This window comes from Jongsikchunia kroppenstedtii DSM 45133 (genome assembly GCF_000380485.1).
Taxonomy (GTDB): domain Bacteria; phylum Actinomycetota; class Actinomycetes; order Mycobacteriales; family Mycobacteriaceae; genus Jongsikchunia; species Jongsikchunia kroppenstedtii.
The window spans coordinates 43,322-63,663 of the sequence record NZ_AQYG01000051.1; the positions used below are offsets into that span (position 1 = coordinate 43,322).

The following is a 20,342-nucleotide window of genomic DNA, read 5'->3' on the forward strand; positions in this document are numbered from 1 at the left end:
CTGGTGAATGGACCGTGTCGGCCCCAGTGGAGTGGCTGAAATCAATATCAAGCGGATCGACGCATCCGGCGTCGCTCCGGCATATATGAATCGAGGCGAGGGACTGCCGTGAGCAGCTCAGTATCGGAATATGGCGCATCGGGTTCGGACTCCACTGACTGGGGGCAGAACGAGTGGCTCGTCGAGCAGATGTACGAGAAGTTCCAGGCCGACCCGAACTCTGTTGACCCGGAGTGGCGCGACATCCTCGTCAAGTACGCCGCCGCTCAGGGCAATGGCAGCGCCCCCGCAGCCGACGGCAACGGCTCGGCCCCCGCCGCGGCCGCGCCGCCGTCCCAACCGACCCAGCCCGCACAGCCCGCGGCACCTGCACCCGCCCCCAAGCCGGCAGCAGCCCAGCCGGCCGCGGCCAAGCCCGCCGCAGCCCAGCCCGCCGCAGCCCAGCCCCCAGCTCCCAAGCCGGCGCCGGCCAAGCCCGCCGCAGCCGCCGCGCCCCCCACTGAAGAAGAGACCCGCGTCCTGCGCGGCCCGGCCGGCGCTGTCGTCAAGAACATGACGTCCTCGCTTGCGATCCCGACCGCGACCAGCGTCCGCGCCGTTCCGGCGAAGCTGATGGTCGACAACCGTGTCGTCATCAACAATCACCTGGCGCGCACCCGTGGCGGCAAGATCTCGTTCACCCACATCCTCGGGTACGCCATCGTTCAGGCCATCAAGGCCTTCCCCAACATGAACCGGCACTTCGCCGAGATCGACGGCAAGCCGAACTTGGTCACGCCGCCGCATACCAACCTCGGCCTGGCCATCGACCTGCCCGGCAAGGACGGCAACCGCACGCTGGTCGTCGCCGCCATCAAGAACGCCGAGCAGATGAACTTCGGCGAGTTCCACGCCGCGTACGAGGACATCGTCCGCCGTGCCCGCGACGGCAAGCTGACGATGGACGACTTCGCCGGCGTCACCATCTCGCTGACCAACCCCGGCACCATCGGCACCGTGCACTCGGTGCCGCGACTGATGTCCGGCCAGGGCGCGATCATCGGCGCGGGCGCCATGGAGTACCCCGCCGAGTTCCAGGGCGCCAGCGACGAGCGCATCGCCGAACTCGGTGTCGGCAAGCTGATGACGCTGACCTCGACCTACGACCACCGCATCATCCAGGGCGCCGAGTCGGGCGACTTCCTGCGCACCGTGCACCAGCTGCTGCTGGACGACAAGTTCTACGACGAGATCTTCACGGCGTTCCACATCCCCTACGAGCCGATCCGCTGGCGCCGCGACATCCCCGAGGGCCTCGTCGACAAGAACGCCCGGGTGCTGGAACTCATTGCGGCATACCGCAATCGGGGCCATCTGCTGGCCGACATCGACCCACTGATGATCGACACGGACGCCCGCAAGCAGCACCCCGATCTGGACGTCCTCACCTACGGCCTGACCCTGTGGGATCTCGACCGCACCTTCAAGGTCGGCGGCTTCCACGGCCAGGACACGATGAAGCTGCGCGACGTGCTGTCGGTGCTGCGCGATGCCTACTGCCGCCACGTCGCGATCGAGTACACCCACATCCTCGATCCCGCGCAGCAGCAGTGGCTGGAAGAGCGCGTCGAGATCAAGCACGTCAAGCCGCCGGTGGCCGAGCAGAAGTACATTCTGTCCAAGCTCAACGCCGCCGAGGCCTTCGAGACCTTCCTGCAGACCAAATACGTTGGCCAGAAGCGCTTTTCGCTGGAGGGTGCCGAGTCGGTCATCCCGATGATGGACGCGGTGATCGACCAGAGCGCCGAGCATGAGCTCGACGAGGTCGTCATCGGCATGCCGCACCGCGGTCGCCTGAACGTGCTGGCGAATATCGTCGGCAAGCCGTACTCGAAGATCTTCAACGAGTTCGAGGGCAACCTGAATCCCGCCGAGGCGCACGGCAGTGGCGACGTCAAGTACCACCTCGGCGCCGAGGGCAAGTACTACCAGATGTTCGGCGAGAACGAGATCAAGGTCTCGCTGACCGCCAACCCGTCGCATCTGGAGGCGGTCGATCCGGTGCTCGAGGGCATCGTGCGGGCCAAGCAGGACCTGCTCGACAAGGGCGACGAGGCGTTCACGGTCGTGCCGCTGATGCTGCACGGCGACGCCGCCTTCGCCGGCCAGGGCGTGGTCCCCGAGACCCTGAACATGAGCCGCCTCAAGGGCTACCAGGTCGGCGGCACGGTCCACATCGTCGTCAACAACCAGGTCGGATTCACCACTGCCCCAACGGCTTCCCGTTCGTCGCAGTACTGCACGGACGTCGCCAAGATGATCGGCGCGCCGATCCTGCACGTCAACGGGGACGACCCCGAGGCCTGCGTGTGGGCGGCCAAGCTGGCCGTCGACTACCGGCAGCAGTTCCAGGGCGACGTCGTCATCGACCTCGTCTGCTACCGCCGCCGCGGCCACAACGAGGCCGACGATCCGTCGATGACGCAGCCGAGCATGTACGACGTCATCGACACGATGCGCGGCGTCCGCAAGAACTACACCGAAGCGCTGATCGGCCGTGGCGATATCTCGACGAAGGAAGCCGAAGACGCGCTGCGCGACTACCAGGGTCAGTTGGAGCGGGTCTTCAACGAGGTGCGTGAACTCGACAAGTTCCGCGTGCAGCCCAGCCCGTCGGTCGAGTCCGAGCAGCAGATTCCGCAGAAGCTGGTCACCGCCGTGCCCGCCGAACTCATCGCCCGCATCGGCGACGCGTTCGCCGATGTGCCGGAAGGCTTTACGGTGCACTCGCGCGTGAAGCCGGTCCTCGAGGGACGTCGCAAGATGTCCCGCGACGGCAACATCGACTGGGCCTTCGCCGAGCTGCTCGCCTTCGGCACGCTGGTCGCGGAGGGGCGCACCGTGCGCCTGTCCGGTCAGGACAGCCGCCGCGGCACCTTCACCCAGCGACATTCGGTGATCATCGACCGGGCCACCCAGGCCGAGTATTCGCCGCTGGCGACGTTGCAGGACGACAGCGGCGGCAAGTTCTCGGCGTACGACTCCCCGCTGTCGGAGTTCGGGGTCCTCGGCTTCGAGTACGGCTACTCCGTCGCCAATCCGGACGCACTCGTGTTGTGGGAGGCGCAGTTCGGCGACTTCGTCAACGGTGCGCAGTCGATCATCGACGAGTTCATCAGCTCCGGCGAGGCCAAGTGGGGCCAGCGCGCCGACGTTGTGATGCTGCTGCCGCACGGCCACGAGGGCATGGGCCCCGATCACACGTCCGGTCGCATCGAGCGATTCCTGCAGCTGTGCGCCGAGGGCTCGATGACGGTGGCGCTGCCGTCCACCCCCGCCAGCTACTTCCATCTGCTGCGCCGCCATGTGCTCGACGGCATCAGCCGACCGCTGGTGGTCTTCACGCCGAAGTCGATGCTGCGCAACAAGGCCGCGGTCTCGTCGGTCAGCGATCTGACCGAGGGCAAGTTCCTGTCGGTCATCGATGACCCCACGTTCGTCGCGGGCGGCGACCGGTCGAAGGTGACCAAGGTGCTGATGGTCAGCGGAAAGCTGTACTACGAGCTGGCCGCGCGCCGCGACAAGGACAACCGCTCCGACATCGCGATCATCCGGATCGAGCAGCTGTATCCGTTGCCGCACCGCCGCCTGCGAGCCGCGCTCGAGCAGTACACGAACCTCGAGGACGTGGTGTGGGTGCAGGAGGAGCCGGCCAACCAGGGGCCGTGGCCGATGTTCGGTCTGGCGCTGCCCGACCTGTTGCCCGAGTACTTCAGCAACCTGCGCCGGGTATCGCGCCGGGCCATGTCGGCGCCGTCGTCCGGTTCGAGCAAGGTGCACGCCGTCGAGCAGCAGGAGATCATCGACAGCGCGTTCGCCTGACGTTGGCCGAGCCCAATCGCCGCCTGCCTGCGTTGGCGGCCCTCTCGCATACAACCCCGGTATAGCGAGACGGCCGCCGCTTTGGCAGATCGACGATTGGATCTCGACCAACCACGGTGACAGACCGAAAGGTTCAGTGCTCCAACGACTGGGCCACGGTCACCGCCGCGATCGCCGGGAGCGCGTTGGTGACGGTGTCCAGCAGCTGCTCGCGGGTGATGTCCGCACCCGTCAGCCACCCGATGGTGACCTCCTCGACAAACGAGACCCAGCCGCGCACCGACAGCTCGACCAGCGGTGTCCGCGGGATCGACAGCCGGCTGGCCTGGCCGAGAACGCGCTCGACCATCACCGCCTGGGTCGCCGCCACCACGTCGCGGGCGGCCGCATCTGCCCCCGCGCCGCTGCCGCGCAGCAGCCCCACATACGACTCGCGATATTCGTCGACGTAGTCGATATAGGCCGACAGCGATTGCCGCAGAATCGCGATCGGGTCATCCCCCGCCAGATCCGGCGCGGTGCGCTCGAGCATCCGCTTGCTCTGCTCGCGCAGCACGGCGACGTAGAAATCCTGCTTGGATTCGAAATAGTGGAAGACGAGCGCCCGCGATACCCCGGCCGCCTCGGCCACATCATCGAGCGATACGTCCGCCGCATGCTTGCCCGCCAACTGCGTCACGCCGAGCTCGATCAGCTGGGCACGCCGCTGCTCGGGGCTCATCCTGGTGCGTTTCGCCTGGGTCACGACTTCGACTCTACCCAATGCGGCGACCTTATTGACAAGAAGTCAATAAGTTTCTAGCCTCAATTTCATGACTGAAACCGGTTCCAAGCCCGACCCCGCATTCGCCGGAAAGGTTGCCGTGGTGACCGGCGCCGCCTCCGGAATGGGCCGCGACATGGCGATCCAGCTCGGGCGCGCGGGCGCCAAACTCGCCATCTCCGATATGAATCCCGACGGACTCGAGGAGACCCGCGCACTCGTGGCCGCGACCGGCGCCGAGGTCCATGCGCAGTTGCTCAACGTCGCCGAGCGCGAGGCGATGATCGACTACGCCGACACCGTCGCCAAGCACTACGGCAAGGTCAACATGATCTTCAACAACGCCGGCATCGCCCACACCGGCAATGTCGAGCACATGGAGTTCAAAGAGATCGACCGCGTGATGGACGTCGATTTCTGGGGCGTGGTCAACGGCACCAAGGCCTTCCTCCCTTACCTCATCGAATCCGGCGACGGCCACGTGGTGAACACCTCGTCGCTGTTCGGCATCCTGTCCCAGCCCGGCCAGAGCGCCTACAACGCAGCCAAATTCGCGGTCCGCGGCTTCACCGAGGCGCTGCGCCAGGAGATGCTGATCGCCAAGCACCCGGTCAAGGTCACCTGCGTGCACCCCGGCGGCATCAAGACGGCGATCGCCCGCAACAGCACCGCGTCCGACGGCTACAACGCCAAGGAGAACGCCGCCTTCTTCGACAAGTACCTGGCGACCACCACCTCGGAGAAGGCCGCGACCATCATCCTGAACGCCGTCCGCCGCGGCCACGCCCGCGTGCTGGTCGGCGCCGACGCGAAGATCCTCGATTTCCTCGTCCGCCTCGGCGGCTCGTTCTATCAGCGGGCATCGGTCATCCTCACCGGACGTTTCGTTCCCCAGGCCAAGTAGGAGCACACCATGTCCAACTCCAGTTCGCGCGCAAGCAATTTCGACGGATACTTCCGCGGCAAGGTCGCCGTGGTCACCGGCGCCGGCTCCGGCATGGGCCGGGAGCTGGCGATTCAACTCGCCAAGGGCGGCGCCAAGGTCGCCATCTCCGATGTGGTCCCGGCCGCGCTCGACGAGACCCGTGCACTGGTGGAAGCCTCTGGCGCACAGGTGCATTCACAGCTGCTCAACGTCGCCGAGCGCGAGGCCGTGCTCGACTATGCGAAGACCGTCGCCGAGCATTTCGGCGTCATCAACCTGATCTTCAACAACGCCGGCATCAACCACCACGGCCCGGTCACCGACACGACGTTCAAGGACTACGACCGGGTCATGGACATCGACTTCTGGGGCGTGGTCAACGGCACCAAGGCGTTCCTGCCGTACCTCATCGAATCCGGCGACGGCCACGTAGTGAACACCTCGTCGCTGTTCGGCATCATGGCGCAACCGGACCAGAGTGCTTACAACGCAGCCAAGTTCGCGGTCCGCGGCTTCACCGAGGCGCTGCGTCAGGAGATGCTGATCGCCAAGCATCCGGTCAAGGTCACCTGCGTGCACCCCGGCGGCGTCAAGACGAACATCGTCAACTGGGGCACCGTATCCGAGGGCTCGGACGGTGACAAACTCAAGGACCTGTTCAACAAGCAGCTCGCCCGGATGTCGGCGGAGGATGCCGCGACGGTGATCCTCAACGGCACGCGGCGACACAAGGCGCGCGTGCTCGTGGGCGCGGACGCGAAGGCGATCGACCTGTTGGTCCGGGCGACCGGATCCGGCTATCAGCGCGTGGTCACACTGGCCAGCAGCCGATTGATGGGCGGCAAGTAACCGTGCCGTACGTGCCGCTGCCGGTCGCGAAGGCGATACTGCGACCCACGTTCGGGTACATCCTGAACCCGCGCCGCTCGCCGCGACAGCAACGACAGCTGCTCGACTCGCTGTCACGCACCCAACTGCTGCCGAAAGGCACGACGCACCAGGCGATCACGCTCGGTGGCCGGCCGACTGAACTGGTACAGGTACGCGGCACCGGCTCGATGAAGACCGACCGGGGCACCGCCATCCTGTATTTGCACGGCGGCGGCTACGTCAATGGCTCGCCCCTGACGCACCGCACGCTGGCCGCATCCCTGGCCGCCGAATCCGGTGCGGCGCTGTACGTGCTGGACTATCGGCTGGCACCGGAGCATCCGTGCCCCGCGGCCGTCGATGATGCCGTGGCCGCCTACCTCGAACTCGTCGAGAAGCACGGCCTGCGTCCCGAATCCATTGCGATCGCGGGCGACTCGGCCGGCGGCGGACTCTCGGTGGCGGCGGCACGGCGGCTGATCGACAAGCACGGAATCCGGCCCGCCGCACTGGGTCTGATCGCCCCGTGGGTCGACCCGGCCGACACGTCGGGCAACCCGCAGGCCGACGACATCGTCGTCTCCCTCGACTGGGGCCACCAGTGCGCGGAGTTCTATCGCGGCAATCTTTCGGCCACCGATCCCGAGTATGCGCCGATGCATGCCGACCTGACGGGCCTGCCGCCCACCGTCATTCACGTCGGCGTGCAGGAGGAGCTGTATCCGCAGGTGTCGCGATTCGCAAGCAAGCTGCGCGCCGCCGACGTGGAGACCGAGGTCGTGACGCTCCCCCGGCTTTGGCATGTCGCGCACGCCCAGGCGACGATGGTCGCCGAGGCCGCGGACGCCACCCGGCGGCTCGCGCAGTCCTTGGCCGCACAGCTTTCGGGCTAGCTCTCACGGGCTATAGCCCGTGCTGCACCAACCAGGTGTTGGCGGCATCCGACGCGGTCTCGCGACCGGCCTGCACGTCGGCGACCATTCCGGCAAGATCAGCCGAATTGAGTTCGCCGGCAACATTGTTCATCCCCACGATGGACTTCTTCGGCAGTACCGCTCCCCGATAGAGCGGCAGCAGCACCCGGGCGAGCTCGGAGGGATCGGCCGGGCGGCCGGCCAGCTGGTCGCGGGTGACGGTCGTCGGGTCGCCGGCGTAAACCCCCTGTGGCAGCGCCCGGCTGAGCTCCTTGTACACATCACCGTCGCTCACCGCCGTCGACTGCGGCGCCAGAAGATGCAGCAGATCGCCGGAGAAGCCGGTCATCAGATCGATGTTGCCGTTGGCCAACCGCCCCAGCAGTTGTTGGTCGGTGCCGAGCGACGGCGCGGCGGCGATCTTGATTCCGGTGTGCGACAACGCGCCCCGATAGATGGCGGCCACGACCTCCCCGAAGGGTGATGGGGTGGCACCGACCACCACGGTCGGCGTCGGTGCCGCCAGCGGCGAGCTGCATCCGGTCAACGCGACGAGGCCGGCGCACAGCGCCACCAGCGTCAGACCGATCGTCCGCCGCACGGCCGACCTAGTTGTGCGCGACCCGCGCAACGGCCGCGGCGACCGCCGGGGCCACCCGCGGATCCAGCGGGCTCGGCACGATCTTGTCGACCGCCAGCTCGTCACCGAGAACGTCGACGATCGCGTCGGCGGCGGCGATCTTCATCTCCTCGGTGATCTTGGTGGCACCGGCATCCAGCGCGCCCCGGAAGACGCCCGGGAAGGCGAGCACGTTGTTGATCTGGTTCGGATAATCGCTGCGCCCGGTGGCGACGACCGCCGCGTGCTTGGCGGCGATCTCGGGGTGCACCTCGGGGTCCGGGTTCGACAGCGCGAACACGACGGCGTTCTCGTTCATGCTGGCCAGCGCCTCTTCGGGCACGGTGCCGGCACTGACGCCGAGGAACACATCGGCGCCCGCGAGCGCGTCCGACAGCGAGCCGCTGCGCCTATCGGGGTTGGTCTGCGCCGCCAGCTCCGTCTTGACCGGGGTCAGGTCGGTGCGATCGGCGTTCACGATGCCCTTGGAATCGACCATCGTGATGTGCGAGATGCCGTCGGCCAGCAGGATCTTCGCGCAGGCGACGCCGGCCGCGCCGGCGCCGGAGATCACCACGCGCAGATCGCTGCGACCCCGGCCGAGCACCTTGGTGGCAGCCTTGAGCGCGGCGAGCACCACGATCGCGGTGCCGTGCTGGTCGTCATGCATGACCGGGCAATCGAGCGCATCGATCACCTTGCGTTCGATCTCGAAACAGCGCGGCGCCGAGATGTCCTCGAGGTTGACCGCACCGAACGAGTGCCGCAGCCGCACCAGCGTCTCGACGATCTCGTCGGGGTCGGAGGTGCTCAGCACCAGCGGGATCGAGTCGAGCCCGGCGAACTTCTTGAACAGGGCCGACTTGCCCTCCATCACCGGCAGCGAGGCGGCCGGGCCGATGTCGCCGAGGCCCAGCACCGCGCTGCCGTCGCTGACGACGACCACGAGCCGGTTGGTCCAGGTGTACTTCGCGGCCAGCGCCGGGTCCTTGGCGATCGCCCGCGACACCTGCGCCACGCCAGGCGTGTAGGCGATCGACAGGTCACGCTTCGTATCCAGCGGCGCGGTCAGCTCTACCGACAACTTGCCACCCTCATGACCAGCGAAGATTTCCTCGTCGGTGATATCGATGGCGTTGGCCCCGGCGGCATCCGCACCGGGCTGAGAAGTCTGAGTCACCGCAATACCCTAGCCCACTCGACCGCCCCGCCGGACACCCCGCCAATGCCCAGCTCACCGCGTACGATTGCGACGCCGGGTCACCGGCGCAATCGCCGCCAGGACAGGAGGCCGTCGATGCCCTCGATCCCCTCGATTCCGTCATTGCGATCGGGTGGCGGCGCACCCAAACCTCTGCCGCGGATTCCGGTGCCGGCCTCCCGCGCGGTCGTCGATTGCGCGATCTACGTCGACGGGCGACGTCAGCCGGGGCGGATCAGCTACCCGGAGGCGCTCGCGAAGGTCCGGGAGACCGGGCAGGGCTTCGTCTGGGTCGGTTTGCACGCCCCCGACAACGACCAGATGACCGGCGTCTCGGAGACCTTCGGCCTGCATGAGCTGATCTGCGAGGACGCCGTCCACGCCCACCAGCGGCCCAAGCTCGAGCGCTACGACGACACCATGTTCCTGGTCCTCAAGACTGTCAAGTACGTCGAGCACGAGCGTCTCGCGGATGCCAAGGAGGTCGTCGAGACCGGCGAGATCATGATGATGGTCGGGCCCGATTTCGTGATCACCGTGCGCCATGGCGAACACTCCGAACTGGCGAGCGTGCGCAAGCAGCTCGAGGCCCGCCCGGAGCTGCTCGCGCTCGGGCCGACCTCCGTCATGCATGCGATCACCGATCACCTCGTCGACATCTACCTCGAGGTGACCGAGGCGATGGAACGGGACATCGACGCGGCCGAGGAATCGATTTTCAGCCCGCGCAAGGCCGTCGTCATCGAACCCATCTATCTGCTCAAGCGCGAAGTCATGGAACTGCGCCGGGCGATCGCGCCGCTGGGCCCGGCCCTGGCCCGCCTCACCGCCGAGGACAATCCGCTGATCAGCAAGGAGATCCGACGCTACTTCCGGGACGTCCAGGACCACCACACCACTGTCGACGAACAAGTCAGCGGCTACGACGAGGTGCTGTCGTCGTTGATCGGCGCGGCCGTGGCGAAATCCGGTGTCGAGCAGAACACCGATATGCGGAAGATCTCGGCGTGGGTCGCGATCGCATCCGTGCCGACGATGATCGCTGGCATCTACGGCATGAATTTCGACAACATGCCCGAACTCCACTGGAAGTACAGCTATTTCGTGGTGCTCGCCGTGCTCGCGACCGTCGTGGTGGTGCTCTGGCGAACGTTCCGCCGGAACCACTGGCTGTAGCCGCTGCGCGATTACTGCAGCGGCGCCGCCCCGCGATGCGGATCAGTCACGTCGATCGCCGATTCGGCCCAGAGTTCCCGCAGCGCCGCAGCGCCTTTCAACCGTACCCAGGCCGCCTCGTTCGCCGTGATCGGCACCGCGCGCAGGAACCGCACGGGTTCGGCCGGCACCGGCAGCACGCAGTCGTCGATCGCGTCAGGCTCGAGAAGGATTGCAGTGCAGGATGATCCGGTCCAGAGCGGTTCGGACAGGTCGATGAGCGCGTCGGGAACCAGGATGAGCCCCTCGACGGCCGGCGCGGCGGCCACCATGGCCAGGGCGCGATGCAGCCCGGTCAGCGGATCGCTGGCGCGCATCCGGGCGACCACCTCGGCCCGCGGCCCCGCCTCGGTATCGGCGACCATCGCGGTCGGGTCGGTCATGGGATGACGACTGCAGCCCACGCTCGCGAACACCACATCCTCGCCGTCGACGAAACGCAGGATGTCGACCGGCTCCAGGCCGAGGAAGGTCACCGACGCCTTCGCCGGCGTCGAGCCGACGGCATCGACCAGATGACCGGTCACGATCTCGCCCGCATTCACGGGACCCACCCTAGCCGGGATCGACAGCGGACCCGGCCGGGCGCTACAGGCTCAGGTTGGCGCCGCTGGCCTGGTCGAAGATCGCCACCTTGCTCGTATCGACGAACAGCTGGGCGGGCCCGCGGCCGATCCGCGATTCGGCCGACAGCCGCGCGACCAGGCGATCGATTCCGACGTCCACCCCGGCCGCGTCGGCCAGCTGCGAAAGCGCCTGGCTGGCACCGGGATCGCTGGCGCCGAGACTGAAATAGGCGTAGTTGTCCGACCCCATCGACTCGAGAAGATCGACCTGCGCGGTGAGCACGACGCCGTCATGCCGCGCGACGGGATCGACCAGCGCCGGATCCTCGAAATGTTCCGGCCTGATGCCGACCAGCACCTGGCCGTTGCTGCGCAGCTGGGTCGCGTTCTGCGCCACCCGGCCGTAGTCGCGGAACCGGATCTCCCCGATCGGGGTCGCGATCCCGTACTGGCCGAGTTGTCCGGACAGGAAATTCATCGCCGGAGAACCGATGAACCCGGCCACGAACAGGTTGTTCGGCCGGTTGTACAGCTCCTGCGGCGTGCCGACCTGCTGCACCCGGCCGCCCTGCAGCACGACCACCCGGTCGCCGAGGGTCATCGCCTCGGTCTGGTCGTGCGTGACGTAGACGGTGGTGGTGCGCAGCCGCTGCTGCAGCCGGGCGATCTCCGTGCGCATCTGCACGCGCAGCTTCGCGTCCAGGTTCGAGAGCGGCTCGTCCATGAGAAAAGCCTTGGGCGAGCGCACGATCGCGCGGCCCATCGCGACCCGCTGCCGCTGGCCGCCGGACAGATGGGCCGGCTTGCGGTCCAGATACGACGTCAGATCGAGAATCCGCGCGGCCTCCTCGACCTTGCGGTTGACCTCGTCCTTCGGCAGCTTCTGCAGCGTCAGCGGGAAGGCGATGTTCTGCCGCACCGTCATGTGCGGGTACAGCGCATAAGACTGGAAGACCATCGCGATGTCGCGGTCCTTCGGGGCCTTCTCGTTGACGCGCTCGCCGGCGATCCGCAGCTCGCCGTCGGAAATGTCCTCCAGCCCGGCGATCATGTTGAGTGTCGTCGTCTTGCCGCAGCCGGACGGCCCGACCAGAATCACGAACTCACCGTCGGCGATGCTGATGTTGACATCCGAAACGGCAAGCGAGCCATCGGGATAGCGCTTGCTGACGTGGTCAAGAACGATCTCGGCCATGGGTTATCCCTTCACCGCACCGGACGTGAGTCCGGCAACGATTCGACGTTGGAAGAAGAGCACGAAGATGATGATCGGAATCGTGATGATGACCGCAGCGGCCGCGATGGACCCGGTCGGCTCCTCGAATTGGCTACTGCCGGTGAAGTTGGCGATCGCCACCGGGGCGGTGATCGACCGCTTGGTCGACGTCAATGACAACGCCAGCAGCAGGTCGTTCCACGCCATGATGAACACCAGGATCGCCGCGGTGACCACGCCCGGGGCCGCCAGCGGCGCAATGACTTTCCGGAACGCCTGCATCGGCGTCGCGCCGTCCATCTTCGCCGCCTTCTCCAACTCCCACGGGATCTCCCGGAAGAATGCCGACAGCGTGTAGATCGCCATCGGCAGCGCGAAGGTGACATACGGCAGCACCAGGCCCGCCCAGGTGTCGAAGAGGCCGATGGACCGCTCGATGTTGAACATCGGTGTCACCAGCGAGATCTGCGGGAACATCGCGACCAGCAGGGACGCGCCGACCATCACCTTCTTGCCCGGAAAGTCCAGTCGCGCAATCGCATAGGCCGCGACCGTGCCCACACCCACCGCGATCACGGTGGTGATCAACCCGATGCCGATCGAGTTGATCAGCGCACTGGTGAACGTGTCGGTCTTGAAGATGCCCTTGTAGTTGTCCAGCGTCCAGTGCTGCGGAACGAAGTTGCCGTCGCCGATGCTCGTCGTGGGCTTGAAGGACAGGCTCGCGATCCACAGCACCGGGATCAGCACATACAGCACGACGATCAGGTTCGCGACCGACCAACCGATTCGACGTCCGAGAAGCATGACCTACCGCCCCTCGCTGTCGGATCCCGGTGCGGCAGCACCGAATATCTTGACGAATACGAACGCGATGATCGCGACGCAGAGGAATATCAGCACGCTGATCGCCGATCCGACGCCGAGGTTGAACGCCTTGAAGAGGTTGTCGTAGCCCAGCATCGACACCGATCCGGTGTTGTTACTGCCCTTGGTGAGCACGTAGATGTTGTCGAACACCCGGAAGGCGTCGAGGGTGCGGAACAGCAGCGCCACCAGGATCGCCGGCTTCATCAGCGGCAGGATGATCCGGAACAGCCGGGTCCACGCGCCGGCGCCGTCCATCTGCGCGGCCTTCAACAGGTCTTCGGGCACCAGCGCCAGGCCGGCCATCAGCAGCAGCGCCATGAACGGCGTCGTCTTCCACACCTCGGCGCCGATGATGATGAACAGCGACGGCCACTGCTCGGTGAGCGGTGCGCTCCCGCTCGGCAGCAGGTTCGCCAGGTATCCGGTGCCCGGCGTCCAGGCGTAGTACCAGGAGAAGGCCGCCGCGACCGTGACGATGCCGTACGGAATCAACACCAGGGTGCGAATGGTGCCGCGGCCGAAGATGGTGCGGTGCATGACCATTGCGATCGCGAGGCCCAGGACGAATTCGATGGCCACCGACAGCACGGTGATGAACGCGGTGACGCCGAACGCGGTCCACCAGTAGCCGTCCGACAGCGCGGTGCCGTAGTTGCGGAACCACACGAACTCGTTCTCGCCGGGTGCAGCCAGGCTCGCCTTGAACAGGCTCAGGTAGATCGCGTAGACGATCGGATAGCCGGTGACGACCAGCATCAGGATCGCCGCGGGCGCGATCAGCAGCAGCCCGAGACGACGCTCGGAGCGCTTTCCCTCGCTGAGAACCCGCTTGCCCTCGGTGACACCCTTTGGGACGACGGCGGTCATGGGATCAGCCCCTTACCGGAGATGGCCTTGTTCACCTGATCGGCGAGGGTGCCGACCAGCTTCTGCGGATCGAAACTGCCCACCGGACTGAGCTTTTGCACGATCAAGGTGGACATCGCCTGATACACCGGCGTCTTCGGACGCACGGGCGCGACCCCGTCGACCGACTGCAGCTGATCGAGGATCGTCTGGTACAGCGGATACGCCAGCTGGAAGCTCTTGTCCCGGTACAGGTCTGCCCGCACCGGCGGGGTGCCGCCGTCCACGCCGTAGATCCGCTGGCTCGCCTGATTCGTCAGGCAGGCCGCGGCCTTGAACGCCAGATCCTTCTGCTTCGACGTGCTCGCGACGGCGATGTTGTTGCCGCCGATCGTGCTCAGCGATGTCACAGGTCCGCCGGAGAGGGCGAAGCCGGGATACCGCGCCCAGGTGAAATACGGCTTCATCGCGGTGTTCGCCTTCACGATCGTCGCATCCGGAACGGTCGCCTTCTCATCCGCGAACTCCGGGAACTGCTTTGCGAACTGCGGCAGGAACGGCACCGAACCGGCGGCCGCGTTGGTGCGCATGCCCGCGAACACGAACGGCCAGTTCATCTCGAACGTGGCATTGCCGTCCAGCATCCCCTGTGCCGCTTGGCCCTCCATGTTGTTGGAGATCGACGGATCATGGCCGGGCGCGGTGGCGACCTGCTTGAGCACTTCGAGCGCCTTCACGGTGGCGGCGCGATGCTCGGGGGTGTCGTCCAGGGTCTGCCGCGTCGGGTCGGACGGGTCGACGACGCTGCCACCGGCCGACAGCAGCACCGAGTTGAACCACACCATCAGGCCCTCGTAGCGGGCGCCCATGGTGGCGATCCAGGATGGTCCGCCGGCCGCGGTGATCTTGGCGTTGTCCGCCAGCAGCTGGTCCCATGTCTGCGGCGGCGTGGCCGACCCGGTGTACTTCTTCAGCACATCCGGCCGGTACCAGAGCAATTGGGTGTTGGTCCACGCCGGGAACGCGAACACCTGCTCGGTGTCGGTGCCCTTCTTCTTCCATGTGGCCGTGTCCAGCGGGCCGGGCAGCGTGGTCGACCGGACCTCGTCCGCGTACTGCGGCGGCAGCGGCTCGATCCAGCCGGCATCGGCGAACTCGGCGGTCCAGACGACGTCGGTGGTCATCAGGTCGACGGCATGATCGTGGCCGGTCAGCCGCCGAGCCAACTGCAGCCGCTGATCGTCGGCCGACTTCGGCAGGCTCGACACCTTGATCGTGTACTCGCCGCCGGATGCGGCGTTGCAGATCGCCGCCGCCTTCTCGACATACGGCGCGCCGTCCGGCATCGAATAGATGTTGATGGTGCCCCGCGTGTATCCCGACCCGCACGCGGCGACTATCGGGGCCACCGCGAGAACGGCGACGGCCGCACTCGCCAGCTTGATCACTCTCGCGCGCTGCACACGCCCCTCCTCGTCGAACCGCTGGACTTCAACACCGGCCACCGGCCGACGAATACCGGCCTCCGGCCTGCCCCGGCCAAAGCTAGCGCCCACCGGTGTGACGTACGGCGCAATTGGCAAGATCGTGCCAGGTTCGTCGGGAACGAACAACGCGACCCACCGCTACGGGTCGCACAGAAGACGGCACGCCGCCCGTCGCGGCGCGCGTCGGCGTCAGATGTTCAACCGCGCCAACAGGTCTCGCGCCCGCTCGGCGCTCTTGGGATCGCAGATCACGTCGTAGCGCCCGGCGACCAACTGCATGGTCGACGCGAAGTCGCGCTGCCCGCGGGTCGCCGCGTACGGCAGCGCCGCCGAGATCAGGCCGAAGATCAGACCGCCGCCGAGACCGACGAGGATCGCGCCGAGCGGATTCGACACGAAGATTCCCATGATCAGGCCGAAGAACAATCCCAGCCAGGCGCCGGACACCAGGCCGCCGCCGATCACCTTGCCCCAGGTGAGTCGCCCGAGCACCCTCTCGACCTGCATCAGGTCGACGCCGACGATCGTGACGTCCTCGACCGAGAAGTGTTCGTCGGAGAGGTAATCGACCGCCCGCTGCGCCTCGGCGTAGGTGCCATACGAGCCGATCGGCCAACCTTTAGGCGGCATCGGCAACCGACTGCGGTTGCTGTTGCTCAGATTGCCACTTCCACCCATCGGTGTGCTCACCCTGACGCCCCTATCAACGCAGACTCCTCGATCGCCGCTCTCCCTCGATCATGTCACCGGATGCGCGCGATCGCCGGGAACCTCGGCGTCCTGTTTACGCCGTTCGCCGTCGGCTTATTGGCCACCGGCTCGCACCAGGTGGCCACGCATGTCGCCGGCTTCGTTGATCGAGCCCCGTTTGCGGGCACGTTCGATCATCGAATCGAGCTGGGCGAGCCACTCGGCGTCCGCGGCGCGGTCACCGGCCAAACCCTTGATCGCGGCGACCGAGACGAACGCCTCGGCACCGTCGAGGCCCGGACCCATCTTCGCGAGCGCGGCCACCACCTGCGGGCGCGGCACATGCTGGGCGATACCGAGCGAAAGCGCGGTGAAGTCGTCGGGATCGACCAGCACGGCCTGGGCGACGTGATTGTCACCGGCGCTGAAGACAATTTGCATGCGTCGAGTATCCCAGTGCCCCGCCGCGCACGCCGACCCCGGATCTGCGATGAAGAATTCTTCGACTCCCAGAACGAGATCGCGGATCACCAGTAAGCTGTGCCACATTGTGACGCTCGCGAACGACCGGTCACTCGCTTCGCGGGTGTCACACGTCCCGTGGTCCGCCCCGACCTGGAGGGAGTAGCGCGTGGTTGGTCAACGAGCGTGGGCTGCCCTGCGCGATGCAGGCAGCGTTGCCGTCGATGGCTTGCACACTCCTCGACTCACCATGCGAACGGTCGCCGTCGGGTTCGCCGGCGTCCTGGGGGTCGCACTGGTCTGCGGCACCGCGGCCGCGAGTACGGGCTTCGCCTCGGCTCCCCGGCCCGCGCCGATCGTGGCGACCCCGCAGGATCCGGGTGTCATCGTCCAGGCCGCTCCCGCCGCGTACCTGATCAAGCCGCCGGCCGAAGGCGCGGCACCGACCTCTGCGGTGCAACCCGCCGCGCTGCTCAACCTGCCATCCGGCCCTCTCGGCATCCCCGGCATCGTGCTGCAGGCGTATAAGATGGCGGCCGGTCGGCTGGCCGCCGAGCAGCCCCAGTGCGGGCTGCCGTGGTTCCTGCTCGCAGGAATCGGCAAGATCGAGTCGAATCATGCGGGCAACGGGAACGTCGACGCCTCCGGCACCGCGCTGACGCCCATCTCCGGCCCGGTACTCGACGGTCATCTCGCCGGCAACGAGGTCGTCAAGAACGCCGACGGCAGCTTCGCCCGCGCCGAGGGCCCGATGCAGTTCATGCCGGGCACCTGGGCCGCGTGGGGCGCGGACGGCAACGGCGACGGCAAGAAGGACCCGCAGAACGTCTTCGACGCGACGTATGCGGCCGGGCGGTACCTCTGCGCCGGGGTCACCGGCATCATGAACGGCACCAATCCCGTGAGTGCCGTTCTGCGCTACAACAATTCGATGGCGTATGTCGGCACGGTCCTCGCCTGGTCCACCGCCTACTCGACCGGTGTGATGCCTACCAACCCGATCCCGCAGCTGCCCACCCCCGCCGCCACGAGCTGCCCGCCGCCCGGACAGGTTCCGGGCCAGACGCAGGCTGCGACCACCACCGTCGCCCCGCCCGGCGGGCGCAACTCCGCCCCCGGCACCGTCACCAACCCGACCGCGCCACCGGGCGCCGCCGGCTGCAGCACCGCGCCGTCCGCCCCGTCGAGTTCCGCGTCGCCGACGCCGACGACCACCACGACGACGCCGACCCCGCCGCCGCTGTGCTTCATGAACCTCTGCCTGCCGGCACCGGCGGCCCCGGCTCCCCTGCCCGCCCCGGCGCCGCCGGGCCCGGGAGGCGCCAAGCCAGCCGCCCCGAAGACATCGGCCCCCGCGCCCGCCATCAGCAGACCCGCTGTACGCCCCTAGCGGTGTCTCTGCCCGGCCGAAATCACGGCCCTATCGCCCAGCGATAGAATTTGTGCTGATGACTAGCGCACAAGCCCCCACCGAATCTGCCGTTCGCGCGGCGCTGGCGAAGGTCGACGACCCGGAGATCGGCAAGCCGATCACCGAACTCGGGATGGTCAAGTCGATCAGCATCGCCGACGATTCGAGCGTCGACATCGGCATCTACTTGACGACCGCGGGCTGTCCGCTGCGCACCGAGATCTCGTCGCGTGTCACCACCGCCGTGGCCGATGTCGCCGGTGTGGGCGCGGTGCGGGTCGAGCTGGACGTGATGAACGACGACCAGCGCACCGAGCTGCGCAAATCGTTGCGGGGTGACCGCGCCGAACCGGTGATCCCGTTCGCCCAGCCCGGCTCGCTGACCCGCGTCTACGCGATCGCGTCCGGCAAGGGCGGCGTCGGAAAATCGAGCGTCACCGTGAATCTCGCGGCCGCACTGGCCGACCGCGGGCTGTCGGTGGGCGTGCTGGACGCCGACATCTATGGCCATTCGGTGCCGCGGATGATGGGCAACGACGCCAAGCCGACGCAGGTCGAGCGGATGATCATGCCGCCCTCCGCGCACGGCGTGAAGTTCATTTCGATCGCCCAGTTCACCAGCGGGAACACCCCCGTGGTGTGGCGCGGACCGATGCTGCATCGCGCGCTGCAGCAGTTCCTGGCCGACGTCTTCTGGGGCGACCTGGACGTGCTGCTGCTGGATCTGCCGCCGGGCACCGGCGACGTGGCGATCTCCGTCGCGCAGTTGATTCCGGGCGCCGAGATCGTCGTCGTGACGACCCCGCAGCAGGCGGCGGCTGAGGTTGCCGAGCGGGCCGGCGCGATCGCGCTGCAGACACATCAGAAGATCCTCGGCGTGGTGGAGAACATGTCCTGGCTGCAGCTCCCCGACGGCAGCCGGATGGATGTCTTCGGCGAGGGCGGCGGCGAGCTGGTGGCCCAGCGGCTCACCCAGTCGGTGGGCGCCGAGGTGCCGCTGCTCGGTCAGGTGCCGCTCGACCCGGCGCTGCGCGAGGGCGGCGACGCCGGCACCCCGCTGGTGCTGTCAGCGCCCGAGTCGGCGGCCGGAAAGTCGTTGCGCGACATCGCCGGGAAGCTCGCGGTGCGCAAGCGCGGTCTGGCCGGCATGAGTCTGTCCATCGACACCACGCGCAACCTCTAGCTGATCACCAGCTAGCAATAAGGTGACAGGCCTAACTCTCGTCGGCCTCCCCCGGCGGCGTGGCCGGCCTCCCCCGGCGCCGCGGCTCCGACAGGCCAGCGGGGAGCCGCCCGTGTTCACGCAGCGCATCCCGCAGCACCTTCTCCATCTGCGCATTGACGCTGCGTAATTCGTCATTCGCCCACCGGGTCAGCGCCGCATGCACGGCCGGATCGAGCCGCAGCAGCACCGACTTGCGGTCGGCGGCCGCCGATTTCCCGACTTCAGCCGACTTCCCGGACCCAGCCGACCTTCCAGAACCAGCCGACTTTCCGGACACGGAGTCCATCGGCCTCAGTGGTAGAGCGAGCCGGTGTTGACGATCGGGGTGGCGCGCTGGTCGCCACACAGCACGACGAGCAGGTTCGACACCATGGCCGCCTTGCGCTCCTCGTCGAGCTGGACGATCGATTGCCCCTCGAGGCGGTCGATGGCCATCTGCACCATGGTGACGGCGCCCTCGACGATCCGCTCGCGGGCCGCCACGACCGCGCTCGCCTGCTGGCGCTGCAGCATCGCCTGGGCGATCTCCGCGGCGTACGCCAGGTGGCTGACGCGCACCTCCAGGATCTGCACGCCGGCCAGCGCGATCCGCTGCGCGACCTCGCGGGCGAGCTCCCACGACACCTGGTCGGTCGACCCGCGCAGCGAGGTCGCGTCGGGAACGTTGGTGTCGTACGGGTGCGAGGTGGCCACGTGCCGGAGCGCCGCCTCGGCCTGCACCTCAACGAAATTGGAGTACGACTCGACCGCGAAGGTGGCCTTGGCGGTGTCCTGCACCTGCCACACCACGATCGCCGCGATCTCGACCGGGTTGCCGTCGGCGTCGTTGACCTTGAGCGCGTTGGTCTCGAAGTTGCGCACCCGCACCGACACCGACCGGCGGGTCGTCAGCGGCAGCACCCAGGTGAGCCCGGTGCGCCGCACCGTGCCGACATATCGGCCGAAGAACTGGACCACGCGGGTCTGCCCCGGCTGAATCACCACGAGCGGCTGAAACAGCAACAGCGCCACGATGATCGCGATCACCCCGACCGCGGGCTGTTTATTCACGAACCCGACCACCGCCAGGACCACGAACACCAGACCCAGCAGCAGTGCGAGGAACCCGTTCATCGACCAAGCGCGGTGTTCGGTGATTCCGGGGGCGGCCGACTGCGGTTGCGGGATGCTCATGGCCGAACCATATCAAAGTGATATCTAT

At 67.2% G+C, this 20,342-nt stretch carries 19 protein-coding genes; 7 read left to right on the forward strand and 12 right to left on the reverse strand.

Features of this window, described 5'->3' with window-relative positions:
• Positions 1–189: 189 nt before the first annotated feature.
• Positions 190–3,861: a multifunctional oxoglutarate decarboxylase/oxoglutarate dehydrogenase thiamine pyrophosphate-binding subunit/dihydrolipoyllysine-residue succinyltransferase subunit gene (locus tag G341_RS0118145; RefSeq protein ID WP_245557069.1), complete on the forward strand. Its 3,672-nt coding sequence runs from the start codon at positions 190–192 to the stop codon at positions 3,859–3,861.
• A gap of 133 nt (positions 3,862–3,994) precedes the next feature.
• On the opposite strand, the gene G341_RS0118150 is transcribed toward G341_RS0118145, so the two are convergent.
• On the reverse strand, positions 3,995–4,582 hold the full coding sequence (locus G341_RS0118150; RefSeq protein ID WP_018180591.1) for a TetR/AcrR family transcriptional regulator: 588 nt from the start codon (positions 4,580–4,582) through the stop codon (positions 3,995–3,997).
• Positions 4,583–4,673: 91 nt separating this feature from the next.
• On the opposite strand from G341_RS0118150, the gene G341_RS0118155 reads away from it, so the two are divergent.
• From G341_RS0118155 to G341_RS0118165, 3 genes are read left to right on the forward strand one after another with little or no spacing between them, the layout of a single operon-like run.
• Positions 4,674–5,528 (forward strand): SDR family NAD(P)-dependent oxidoreductase, encoded by an 855-nt coding sequence (locus G341_RS0118155; RefSeq protein ID WP_018180592.1) that lies wholly within the window; start codon positions 4,674–4,676, stop codon positions 5,526–5,528.
• Between the two features lie 9 nt (positions 5,529–5,537).
• A complete protein-coding gene (locus G341_RS0118160) occupies positions 5,538–6,398 on the forward strand; it encodes an SDR family NAD(P)-dependent oxidoreductase (RefSeq protein WP_018180593.1) in 861 nt (286 codons plus the stop codon).
• A 2-nt stretch (positions 6,399–6,400) separates the two neighbouring features.
• Positions 6,401–7,312 (forward strand): alpha/beta hydrolase, encoded by a 912-nt coding sequence (locus tag G341_RS0118165; RefSeq protein ID WP_018180594.1) that lies wholly within the window; start codon positions 6,401–6,403, stop codon positions 7,310–7,312.
• Positions 7,313–7,322: 10 nt separating this feature from the next.
• Here G341_RS0118165 and G341_RS23185 read toward each other — a convergent pair whose 3' ends face one another.
• Positions 7,323–7,934, reverse strand: a complete 612-nt coding sequence (locus G341_RS23185; RefSeq protein ID WP_018180595.1) for a glycine betaine ABC transporter substrate-binding protein — start codon at positions 7,932–7,934, stop codon at positions 7,323–7,325.
• Positions 7,935–7,941: 7 nt separating this feature from the next.
• Entirely contained in the window at positions 7,942–9,078 is a 1,137-nt protein-coding gene (locus tag G341_RS0118175) for an NAD(P)-dependent malic enzyme (protein WP_026303855.1), read from the reverse strand.
• 171 nt (positions 9,079–9,249) lie between these two features.
• Here G341_RS0118175 and G341_RS0118180 point away from each other — a divergent pair, with 171 nt between their 5' ends.
• A complete protein-coding gene (locus tag G341_RS0118180; RefSeq protein ID WP_018180597.1) occupies positions 9,250–10,329 on the forward strand; it encodes a magnesium and cobalt transport protein CorA in 1,080 nt (359 codons plus the stop codon).
• Between the two features lie 11 nt (positions 10,330–10,340).
• Here the strand turns inward: G341_RS0118180 and G341_RS0118185 are convergent, their stop codons facing one another.
• The 7 genes from G341_RS0118185 to G341_RS0118215 form a co-directional block, all read right to left on the reverse strand.
• Positions 10,341–10,913, reverse strand: coding sequence for a suppressor of fused domain protein (locus tag G341_RS0118185; protein WP_018180598.1), 573 nt, complete (start codon positions 10,911–10,913; stop codon positions 10,341–10,343).
• 43 nt (positions 10,914–10,956) lie between these two features.
• Entirely contained in the window at positions 10,957–12,129 is a 1,173-nt protein-coding gene (locus G341_RS0118190; RefSeq protein WP_018180599.1) for an ABC transporter ATP-binding protein, read from the reverse strand.
• A gap of 3 nt (positions 12,130–12,132) precedes the next feature.
• The gene (locus G341_RS0118195) at positions 12,133–12,957 is read right to left on the reverse strand and encodes a carbohydrate ABC transporter permease (protein WP_018180600.1); all 825 of its coding nucleotides are present in this window, start codon (positions 12,955–12,957) and stop codon (positions 12,133–12,135) included.
• Positions 12,958–12,960: 3 nt separating this feature from the next.
• Complete coding sequence (locus tag G341_RS0118200) at positions 12,961–13,887, reverse strand: carbohydrate ABC transporter permease (RefSeq protein ID WP_018180601.1); 927 nt, start codon at positions 13,885–13,887, stop codon at positions 12,961–12,963.
• On the reverse strand, positions 13,884–15,329 hold the full coding sequence (locus G341_RS0118205) for an extracellular solute-binding protein (protein WP_187329191.1): 1,446 nt from the start codon (positions 15,327–15,329) through the stop codon (positions 13,884–13,886). The genes G341_RS0118200 and G341_RS0118205 overlap by 4 nt, the downstream gene beginning before the upstream one ends.
• Before the next feature lie 213 nt (positions 15,330–15,542).
• Positions 15,543–16,031: a YflT domain-containing protein gene (locus G341_RS0118210; protein ID WP_018180603.1), complete on the reverse strand. Its 489-nt coding sequence runs from the start codon at positions 16,029–16,031 to the stop codon at positions 15,543–15,545.
• A 126-nt stretch (positions 16,032–16,157) separates the two neighbouring features.
• Positions 16,158–16,484 (reverse strand): hypothetical protein, encoded by a 327-nt coding sequence (locus tag G341_RS0118215; protein WP_155827063.1) that lies wholly within the window; start codon positions 16,482–16,484, stop codon positions 16,158–16,160.
• Positions 16,485–16,755: 271 nt separating this feature from the next.
• Here G341_RS0118215 and G341_RS22515 point away from each other — a divergent pair, with 271 nt between their 5' ends.
• Together G341_RS22515 and G341_RS0118225 are read left to right on the forward strand one after the other, a co-directional pair.
• Complete coding sequence (locus tag G341_RS22515; protein ID WP_018180605.1) at positions 16,756–17,895, forward strand: lytic transglycosylase domain-containing protein; 1,140 nt, start codon at positions 16,756–16,758, stop codon at positions 17,893–17,895.
• A gap of 58 nt (positions 17,896–17,953) precedes the next feature.
• Positions 17,954–19,099: an Mrp/NBP35 family ATP-binding protein gene (locus G341_RS0118225; protein WP_026303857.1), complete on the forward strand. Its 1,146-nt coding sequence runs from the start codon at positions 17,954–17,956 to the stop codon at positions 19,097–19,099.
• 31 nt (positions 19,100–19,130) lie between these two features.
• On the opposite strand, the gene G341_RS0118230 is transcribed toward G341_RS0118225, so the two are convergent.
• Positions 19,131–19,328: a type II toxin-antitoxin system antitoxin gene (locus tag G341_RS0118230; RefSeq protein ID WP_018180607.1), complete on the reverse strand. Its 198-nt coding sequence runs from the start codon at positions 19,326–19,328 to the stop codon at positions 19,131–19,133.
• Between the two features lie 104 nt (positions 19,329–19,432).
• Complete coding sequence (locus G341_RS0118235) at positions 19,433–20,314, reverse strand: SPFH domain-containing protein (RefSeq protein ID WP_018180608.1); 882 nt, start codon at positions 20,312–20,314, stop codon at positions 19,433–19,435.
• Between the last annotated feature and the right edge of the window lie 28 nt (positions 20,315–20,342).